At 70.1% G+C, this 8,947-nt stretch carries 11 protein-coding genes; 4 read left to right on the forward strand and 7 right to left on the reverse strand.

The features are described 5' to 3' along the window. Positions 1-232, forward strand: a 232-nt coding sequence (locus IY392_RS12065; protein WP_304511147.1) for a limonene-1,2-epoxide hydrolase family protein, incomplete at its 5' end; no start/stop codon positions are given. Here IY392_RS12065 and IY392_RS12070 read toward each other — a convergent pair. From IY392_RS12070 to IY392_RS12090, 5 genes are read right to left on the reverse strand one after another with little or no spacing between them, the layout of a single operon-like run. Next, positions 213-671 (reverse strand): ATP-binding protein, encoded by a 459-nt coding sequence (locus tag IY392_RS12070; RefSeq protein WP_107757352.1) that lies wholly within the window; start codon positions 669-671, stop codon positions 213-215. The two genes, IY392_RS12065 and IY392_RS12070, sit on opposite strands and share 20 nt — an antisense overlap. Then, positions 661-996 (reverse strand): STAS domain-containing protein, encoded by a 336-nt coding sequence (locus tag IY392_RS12075; protein ID WP_107757353.1) that lies wholly within the window; start codon positions 994-996, stop codon positions 661-663. The genes IY392_RS12070 and IY392_RS12075 overlap by 11 nt, the downstream gene beginning before the upstream one ends. After that, on the reverse strand, positions 993-2,963 hold the full coding sequence (locus IY392_RS12080; RefSeq protein ID WP_107757354.1) for a glycosyltransferase family 2 protein: 1,971 nt from the start codon (positions 2,961-2,963) through the stop codon (positions 993-995). The genes IY392_RS12075 and IY392_RS12080 overlap by 4 nt, the downstream gene beginning before the upstream one ends. Beyond that, on the reverse strand, positions 2,960-4,192 hold the full coding sequence (locus IY392_RS12085) for a PP2C family protein-serine/threonine phosphatase (RefSeq protein ID WP_107757355.1): 1,233 nt from the start codon (positions 4,190-4,192) through the stop codon (positions 2,960-2,962). The genes IY392_RS12080 and IY392_RS12085 overlap by 4 nt, the downstream gene beginning before the upstream one ends. Further along, positions 4,189-5,178, reverse strand: coding sequence for a glycoside hydrolase family 26 protein (locus IY392_RS12090; RefSeq protein WP_194861347.1), 990 nt, complete (start codon positions 5,176-5,178; stop codon positions 4,189-4,191). Before IY392_RS12090 ends, IY392_RS12085 begins: the two co-directional genes overlap by 4 nt. 55 nt (positions 5,179-5,233) lie before the next feature. Between IY392_RS12090 and IY392_RS12095 the strand changes: the two genes are divergently transcribed. The 3 genes from IY392_RS12095 (at position 5,234) to IY392_RS12105 (ending at position 7,837) form a co-directional block, all read left to right on the forward strand. After that, complete coding sequence (locus IY392_RS12095) at positions 5,234-6,013, forward strand: SDR family NAD(P)-dependent oxidoreductase (protein ID WP_107757357.1); 780 nt, start codon at positions 5,234-5,236, stop codon at positions 6,011-6,013. A 182-nt stretch (positions 6,014-6,195) separates the two neighbouring features. Further along, positions 6,196-6,735, forward strand: a complete 540-nt coding sequence (locus IY392_RS12100; protein ID WP_370446313.1) for a ferritin — start codon at positions 6,196-6,198, stop codon at positions 6,733-6,735. A gap of 106 nt (positions 6,736-6,841) precedes the next feature. Next, complete coding sequence (locus IY392_RS12105) at positions 6,842-7,837, forward strand: triacylglycerol lipase (RefSeq protein ID WP_194861348.1); 996 nt, start codon at positions 6,842-6,844, stop codon at positions 7,835-7,837. A 22-nt stretch (positions 7,838-7,859) separates the two neighbouring features. Here IY392_RS12105 and IY392_RS12110 read toward each other — a convergent pair whose 3' ends face one another. Both IY392_RS12110 and IY392_RS12115 read right to left on the reverse strand, forming a co-directional pair. Beyond that, positions 7,860-8,447, reverse strand: a complete 588-nt coding sequence (locus tag IY392_RS12110) for a dihydrofolate reductase family protein (protein WP_194861349.1) — start codon at positions 8,445-8,447, stop codon at positions 7,860-7,862. A 44-nt stretch (positions 8,448-8,491) separates the two neighbouring features. Next, positions 8,492-8,947: ATP-binding cassette domain-containing protein (locus IY392_RS12115; RefSeq protein ID WP_194861350.1), on the reverse strand; the 456-nt coding region annotated here is incomplete at its 5' end.

Here is an 8,947-nt window from a genome sequence, read left to right on the forward strand (position 1 = left end):
CGCCGTGGGCGCCCCCGCCGACCCCACCACCCCCGGCTCCCCGACGATCGTGCTCACCGAACGCACCGACTACCTGGGGGTCGGGCGATTCCGCTGCGGGTTCTGGGTGTGCGGGCGACTCGAGGTCCGCGACGGCCTCGTGTGCGGCTGGCAGGACTACTTCTCCAAGTCCGACATGGCCCTCGGCGCGGTGCGCGGACTCGTCGGAATGGTCACCGGCCGGGGCCGCTGACCTCGTCGTCGTCCTCCGACTGCCCCGCCTCCCGCTCGCGGTGACAGGCCAGCCGCCAGACGTTCTCTCCCCCGCGCCGGCGGTACTCGAGTTCATCGAGCGCCTCCACCGCGATCGCCAGCCCCCGGCCCCGGGCGGCGAAGACGTCCGGCATCTGCACGGCACGCAGGTCCACCCGGGCGGGGCTGCCGTCGTCGGTGAAGCGCGCCTCGAGGCGGTCCGGCGTCACCTCCAGTACGAGGTCCAGGTGCACCGGGCCGCCGTCGGCCGCGTGCTCGATGATGTTCGCCCCGATCTCCGCCACGGAGATCTCGAACCGCAACCGCACCTCCTCCTCGACCTCACCGGCCGAGAGCGTCTCCCCGATCAGATCGAGGATCCTGTCGAGCGTGCCCTCACCCGTGGTGAGGGTCAGCTCCCGACGCTGGTCAGCCGCCATCGAAGGCGGAGTCCGCCGACTCGTGCGCTGTCAGAACCCGGTCGAGCCGGGTGAGCTTCAACACGCTCGTGACCTGTGCGTTCGGGGCCGCGATACGAAGGTCGCCCCCGGCTTGCCTGGCGGCTTTGAGTCCGGATATCAACGCCCCGAGTCCCGAGGAGTCGATGAACTCGGTGGCGCTGAGGTCCACCACCACCCGGCGCGACCCGCCGTCGACCAGCTCACGGAGCTGGTCGCGGAGGCCGGGGGCGGCCACCATGTTCAGTCGACCGGTCGGCTGAACCACCACTGCGGTGCCGGCCTCCCGGATGTCGTAGGCGGTCATGTCGCTCCTTCTCTGTCGGGTCCACGGTAGCGAGCGGCCCGGAAGACCACCGAGAGAATCAACAGGTCGAACACCACCCAGACGAGGTTCGCCGTGACGCCGAGGACGGAGATCGCCCCCAGGTACAGCCGCACCACCCCGATGACGGCCGCCACCACCAGGAACGCCATGACGATGAGTTGCGGCCGGAAGAGGTACCACGGCGTCGCGTCCTCCCCCTGGCGGGTCTTGGGGGTGACCGCGAAGTCGAGGGGTTTACCGAAGTAGACGTTGCGCGCGGCGGTCCAACAGGCCGCGATCCACACGGGGAAGAGGGCGAGGCTGTACTGCTGTCCCCGCCAGGTCGGGGTGCCCCGGCCGGCGATGAAGAACAGCAGCTGGCTCAGAACGAGGAACGGGATGAGTCGCGCGAAGAAGTCCACGCTCCACGCCTGGACGGGCAGCACGCCGAAGGTCAGGTAGATGACCGGGGCGGCGAAGTATGCCAGTGCCGCGAAGCCCGAGAGGTAGCTCCACATCGTGGACCAGTACATCAACCGCTGGGCCAGCGTCAGACCCCGCTGCACCAGGGGGTTCTCGCGCAGCATCACCTGGATCGTGCCCTGTGCCCACCGCAGTCGCTGGGTGAGCATCGTCTTGGGGTCCTCGGGCGCCAGACCATAGGCCAGCACCTCGTGGTGGTAGGCGGTCCGCCATCCCGCAGCGTGCAGACGCATCGCGGTGGCCATGTCCTCGGTGACCGAGATGGTCGCCAGCGCCTGGGTGGGTTCCGCCTCGTCGGCCCGGTCGATGTCCACGGCGCGGATCAGCGCGCGGACCGACTCGACCGCTCCCAGCGGCGACCACTCGCGGTCGGCGAGCTGGTCGAGCACCAGGTCGTCGAGCACTATCGCGTCCGCCCCGTGCTCGTCCAGCGCGGCGATCGCCTCGAGGTCCGACCGGATCGCGCCCATGTCGGCGTCCACCACGGTGCGCGCGGCCGCGTCCACCGTCTGCTGGAACCCGTAGGTGATCTCCGCGAGAGACCCACCCGCCCTGAGTTCGGCGCGGGCGGTGCGCACGGCCCGCCGGACGGTTCCGAGCGCCTCCCCCACCTCGGGCTGGTCCGCCGGGACCGTGCGCTGTGCCCGCCTGATCACCCTGCCGGCCGTCCGCAGGGCGCGATCCACCCCGTCCTCCACGGCCTTGACGTACCCCGTGATGCCGAGCTGCATCAGCGCCTCGCGACGGAGCACGGCGTTCGACCCGCAGAAGAACGCCGCGTTCCACCCGTCCTTGCCCTGCTGGATGGGCCCGTAGAACAGGGGTGCCTGGCTGCCCAGCGGGTCGGACTCGGGGACGTTGGTGAAGTACTGCGGGGTCTGGACCAGCGCCATACCTTCGTCAGTGAAGTACCCGAGGGTCCGGTCGAGGATCTCCGGCTCGGGGACCTGGTCCGCGTCCAGGATCAGCAGGAACTCGCCGTCCGTGTGCAGCAGTGCGTTGATGAGGTTTCCCGCCTTGGCGTGGCGTGGCTTGTCGGTCCAACTGGCCGACCGGGTGAGGTAGTCGACCCCCAGCTCCGCGGCGGCGGCCTGGAGTTCCGGACGGGCGCCGTCGTCCAGGATCCACGTGCGGTGCGGGTAGCGGATGCGCTTGGCGGCCGCCGCCGTGTCGAGCACCAGGTCGAGCGGCTCGTTGTAGGTGGTGATGAAGACGTCGACGCTCAGCCCCTCCGGCGCCGGGGGCGGCTCGGGGCGACGACGCAACCGCCACATGGTCACGGCGAAGAGGATCGAGTCGATCAGGCTGTAGGTCTCGGCCAGGACCAGCGGGACGGCGATCCACCAGGCGTCCCAGTTGACCGAGAACAACCACCGCCACACGATGTAGTTCAACCCGACGATCACGGTCACCACGATGAGCAGCCGCAGGTAGGGCGAGGGGTACTCGCTGCGCGGCACCGGCGGGGCCGGGACCGTGCTCACGCCGCCTCTCTCCGGACGGCCACCACGGTCACGTCGTCCAGCGGGGGCCGGCCCGCCACCAGGTCGCGGGTCGCAGCCGTGAGCTCGTCGGGAAGGGCGAAGGGTTGCACGAACTGCCACACCGCGGCGGGGTCGCTGTCCTCGTCCAACAGATCGAGCAGACCATCCGAGCAGATCACCAACACGTCGCCCGGCTCTAGCTGTGCCTCATCAGAGGCCCAGGTGGTCCCGGGGAGGATCCCGATGGGGGGCCCGCCCTCCTCCAGGGGCTCGATCCGCCCGTCGGAGCGCCGCACCAGCGCAAGGCCGTGGCCCGCATCGGTGTAGCGGATCGTCCCGCTGGGCAAGTCTATAGCGGCGAGGAGCGCCGTGACGAAGGTCGAGGTGAGCTCGCAGTCCTCGGCGAGGTGCTCGGCCGCGAGCGTGGTGACTGCCCCCGTGTCCTGCGCGCCGTCGGCGGGGCCGAACCGGTCGAGCACCCGGGAGGCCCCCCGGACCGAGGCGCGAACCGAGGAGGACAGGATCGCGGCCCCGAGCCCCTTGCCCATCACGTCGGCGACGGTGAGCATCAGGGTGTCTCCACGACTGTAGTGGTCGAAGAAGTCTCCGCCGACGGTGAACGCCGGGAGGCAGACGGCGGCGATCCGGTAGCCCTCGAGTCCGGTGAGGGGGCGCGGGAGCAGCTGGGTCTGTATCTCCGCGGCCCGGTCCAGCTCCGCGGACCGCTCGAGTTCCCGTTGCGCCCACTCGGCGAGCTCGGTGAACGCCTCGATCTGCTGCGGGTCGAGGTTCCGGGGCTCGAAGTCATAGACGCAGAAGGTGCCCACCGGATGACCTGTGGGGCCGTAGAGCGGATAGCCGGCGTAGAACCGGACCCCGTCCGGGCCACCGATACCGGGGATCTCGGCGAACTCCGGGTCGGCGGTGGCGTCCGGGATCACCAGCGCCGGGTCGTCAGGGCGGCGGTACGCCCGCGCGATGGTGGTCCGGCAGACCGTCTTGTCCCGGGGCACCTCCTCCACCTCGAGCCCGTGGATCGACTTCATCCACAACCGGTCGTCGTCCATCAGGGACAGGGATGCCGCGGGGACGCCGAGGACCCGGCGCGCCATGTTCGTGACCTGGTCGAACCGGCCCTCGGGCGGGGTCCCCAACAACCCCAGCCGCTCCACGTCGCGCACCCGCTCGGCCTCCACTGGTGCGGGGATGCTCCACGGCGGCGGGGTCATCTCGTACGGCTCCCTCTGGTCAGGGCGTCCGCCATGGCGGCGGCGGACTCCGGGCTGCTGGCCAGGCGCCAATCGGTCTCCTTGTGGTGGTCGAACCACACGAACGCCGTCAACTCTTCTCTCGAATCAAGGTACCCGACGAGGTCCCTGGCCCACTCGGACTTGGGCCCACCCGCCTCCGCGCTGGCCACCTCGGTGACCATCACGGGCACTCCCGGTGCGATCGTGGCCACCTCGTCCAGGGTGGGGCCGAAGATCTCCTCCGGTTCCTGCCAGGAACTCCACGCCTGGGTGGTACCCCAGTTGTAGCCGTCGACGCCCACCACGTCCACGTACTCCTCGCCCGGGAAGAGCGGGGCCACCGGGCTGCTCCCGGGGTGCGGGACGTTGACGGTCCAGACCCACCGAACGTTGTGCACCGCTTCGGCGGCGAAGAGGTCGTGCACATGCCGCCACGCTTCCACATAGGTCTGCGAAGGGGTACCGCCCCGCGGGCTCCACGGGTACCAGTCGCCGTTGGCCTCGTGGGCGAATCGCAGGTACACCGTGTCACCCCAGGCGGCCAGTTCGTCGGCCCAGCGATAGAGGTGGTCGTCGTGGACCCCCGCGGCGATCTCCTCCATCGGGAACGCCCCGCGGTCGTACACCCCGTCCGCGATCCACCGCCACGGCTCCCACGTGATGATCGGGTCCGCACCCCATTCCCGGACGGCGTCCAACTCGGCGATCGGGGGCGGGGAGGAGAAGTCGACGAACCACATCACCACACTCGGCCGGGCACCCACGGTGTCGGCGACCGCACGGAGCTCCTCCGGGGCGGCAGGTCCGCCGGGAGTGCTCACCCCGAAGCGCGGACACGCCTGCCCGGGCGCGTCGAGTGGCGCCAGAAGGGGGTCGGCGGCGACGTCGCACTGCCGCGAGGATCCACACGCCACACACATCACCGCCACCACCACCGAGACCAGGGCCATCCGCACCGCACGCATCGTCGACCATTGTCTCCGTCGCGCGCCACTGGGACTGCTGTTCTAGCCTGAGACCATGAGTGTCGATCACCCCGCCATCCGTGAGCACCTCACCGCTCTCCCCGCCGACACCCGCATCGCGGTGGTGACCGGCGCCTCCTCCGGGATCGGCGAGGCCACCGCACGCGAACTGGCGCGGCTGGGATTCCACGTGGTCGTCGGAGCCCGACGACTCGACCGACTGGAGGCGCTCGCGGACGAGATCGGCGGCACCGCCATCCCCCTGGACGTCACCGATCCCGTCTCGTGCGAGGCGTTCTGCGCGGCCGTGCCCCGGTTGCACGTGCTGGTCAACAACGCCGGCGGCGCCAAGGGGACGACCACCGTCATGGACGCCGACGAGGATCAGTGGCGATGGATGTGGGAGACCAACGTCCTGGGCACCCTGCGGCTCGTGCGCGGACTCATGCCGGTGCTCGTGGACACCGGCGACGGGCTGGTGGTGACCATCACCTCGATCGCCGCGCTCGAGTCCTACGACAAGGGCAGCGGGTACACCTCGGCCAAGCACGCGCAGGCCGTCCTGCACCGGACGCTCCGCGGGGAGCACCTGGGCGAGCCCGTGCGGTTCACCGAGATCGCGCCCGGCATGGTGGAGACTGAGTTCTCACTGGTGCGATTCGACGGCGACGACGACAAGGCCGGCGCCGTCTACGAGGGACTGACCCCCATGGTCGCCAGCGACATCGCCGAGATCGTGGGATTCGTGGCGAGCCGGCCGTCGCACGTCAACCTCGACCAGATCGTGGTCAAGCCGAGGGACCAGCACTCCGCGATGCGGGCGCACCGGCGCTGACGACCGCGTCCCGCGCCGTATCCGGTCGTCCGGCACCGCCGGCCAGGCCAGGCTTACCGATGTTCGTTTAGGCTTACTGACCTGGTAAAACACCCTCGCCGGTCCTACTCTGGGACCCCCGGGGCACACCACGCCCCCGCGAACCTCGACGCCCGTCGAGGTCCCCCGAGAGGAAGGGTTCCATGATCATGGCCAAGAAGTCCTCGTTCACCGAACTGTTGTCCGCGCAGGTCGGCCACGAGTTCGCCGCGAGCCAGCAGTACATCGCGATCGCGGTGTGGGCCGACGCCAAGGACCTGCCGCAGCTCGCGGGCCGCTTCTACCAGCACAGCCTCGGAGAGCGGAACCACGCGATGATGATGGTGCAGTACATGCTCGACCGCGACATCGAGGTGACCATCCCGGCCGTCCCCGGCCCGCAGGCCGACTTCGAGGGACCCGTCGCCGCACTGCGGTACGCACTCGAGCAGGAGAAGCAGGTCACCCGTCAGATCGAGGCCCTGTTCCAGGCCGCGCGAGCCGAGGCAGATCCGCTGGGCGAGCAGTTCATGCTGTGGTTCCTGCGTGAGCAGGTCGAGGAGGTCGCCAACATGAGCACCCTCGTGGCGATCGCCGAGCGCGCGGACAACGACTGGTTCCGGATCGAGGAGTACCTGGCCCGTGAGACCGACGCCTCCTCCAACACCGGCACCCCGCCCGCGGTCGCCGGCGGTGCCGTCTGACGGGAAGCAGAGCGCACAGCGCCGCCCCTGCCTAGGGTGAGGACCATCACACCCATGGAGTCGGCCCTCTCGTAGCGGGCCGCGGCGCAACGACAGGGGGCCTCCGGTGATCGGAGTCGCGACCAGACCACCCGCACGCCCCTTCGGAGCGAGGCGGATCGCCGCTGCGGTGGCGGTGGTCGCCGTGGCGGTGCTCCTCGTGGGTTCCGCCACCACCCCCGCCCGTGCGCAGTCGCCCACCGAGGGACCACTGCCGGTGCCCTTCGACATCTCGGCCGGGTTCCAGGCGTCGTTGGCTCCCGAGATCCCGCCTCCGGGAGCCAACGACCCGAACTGTCGACCCACCCCGCAGCGCCCGCGTCCCGTCGTCCTGGTCCACCCCACCTTCACCACGCAGGCGCTCGCCTGGCAGGCCGGCGCCCCTCTGCTGAGAAACGCCGGGTACTGCGTCTACACCTTCACCTTCGGGAACGTCACGGGCTTCCCGGCGATGCCGATCCAGGGCCTCGGCGACATCCGGGCCTCCGGCCTGGTCCTTCAGCAGGTCGTGGACCGGGCGCTCGCCGAGACGGGCGCGGACGCCGTCGACCTCGTCGGGCACTCCCAGGGCGGCGGCATCCTGGCCGACTACTACCTGACGTTCCTCGGCGGGAGCGAGAAGGTCCACACCAAGGTGGGGATCTCGCCCTCGACCGGGACCAGACTGAGCGAGATCGTCTATCTGCGTTCCCTGGTGCCGGTCCTCGGGCCCGCCGTGTACGGGAGCCTGGAGCACTCGACGCCGGCCCTCATCCAGCAAGTCGTCGACTCGCCACTCGCCACCGAGGTCTACCCACGCGGCCCCGAGGGCATCCCCGGAGTCCGCATGTACAGCATCGTCTCGCAGTTCGACCAGATCGTGACCCCGTTCGTCCGCCAGTTCTACTCCGGTGACGTCACCAACATCGAACTCCAGGCCGGATGTGCCGAGGACCTGTCCGAGCACGTGGCCACCCTGTACAGCGAGAGGGTGTGGTTGCACGTGCTCAACGCACTGGCCCCCGCTGAGGCCAGCCCGGTGCCGTGCTTCCACGTCGCCCCCTACGCGCCCTGGGTGCGGTGAGCCGATCCCTGCAGCCACGCGGTCACCCGCGGCGCGCGCGCTCGTACTCCACGTAGCCCACCCCGCTGTCGAAGCCGATCCTCCGGCGCACGACCAGTGACAACACCGGAACGGGCCCCGAGATCAACGGCCGCCCCGCGCCGATCAGGACCGGATTGATCTTCAGTCGGAACTCGTCGATCTCGTCCACGAGAGCCCCTGCCAGCTCCCCACCTCCGCACAGCCAGATGTCGAGAGGGGAATCCTCGCTCTTGAGCCTGCGGACCAAGGTCACAGGATCCTCGTCCGAGGCCGTGAGACCCTGTTCGGCAGGCAGGTCGTCCGGCCGGTGCGTCACCACGTACTGGCGCAGATGCGGATAGCCGCTGGCCAGACCCTCGTCAACCGCCACCTGATGGGTGGTGCGACCCATCACCACCGTGTCGAACACCCGAGAGGCGGTGTCGGCCAGCCCCAGCGCCCCGCGGACGTGGCCGGGGATCGTCTCCGGGTAGTGCTCGATGAGCCAGGCCATGTGGTCTCCCTCCAGGGGGAAGAAGTCGGTTCGCCCGTCTGGGTCGGCGATGAACCCGTTGGCAGTGACGGCGACGTAGTAGATGAGCGTGCGCACGGGATGGATCCCTCCGTGGTGGGTGATCGGGTGAGGTGGGCGCGTCAGCCGAGTCGGATCACCTCGTCCACCCCCACCCGGTCGCAGAACCCGTCATCGTGGCTCACCAGCAGCAGCGCTCCGCGCCACTGCTGCAGGGCGTCGGCGAGCACCTCCACGCCGGGGAGGTCGAGGTTGTTGGTCGGCTCGTCGAGCACCAACAGTTGCGGCACCGGCCGCGCGAACAACCGGACCGCCAGAGCCGCCCGGAGGCGCTCGCCGCCGGAGAGCTCCCCGAGGCGGCGGAACCCGGCGTCCCCGGTGAAGAGCATCCGCGCCGCGTGGGCGTGGACCTGATCGGCCTCGGCGTCGGGGCGCACGGCATGGATGGCGTCCACCACCCGGATCCCGGGGTTCTCGATGTGCAAGTCCTGCGGCAGCAGAGCCCAGGGCACGTGAGCGGCGTCGTCGTCGTCCCCGCCTGTCGGCCCGGTGCCGAACAGGCGCCGCAGCAGTGTGGT

Source organism: Dietzia sp. SYD-A1 (assembly GCF_015356725.1).
In the GTDB taxonomy this organism is placed as follows: Bacteria; Actinomycetota; Actinomycetes; order Mycobacteriales; family Mycobacteriaceae; genus Dietzia.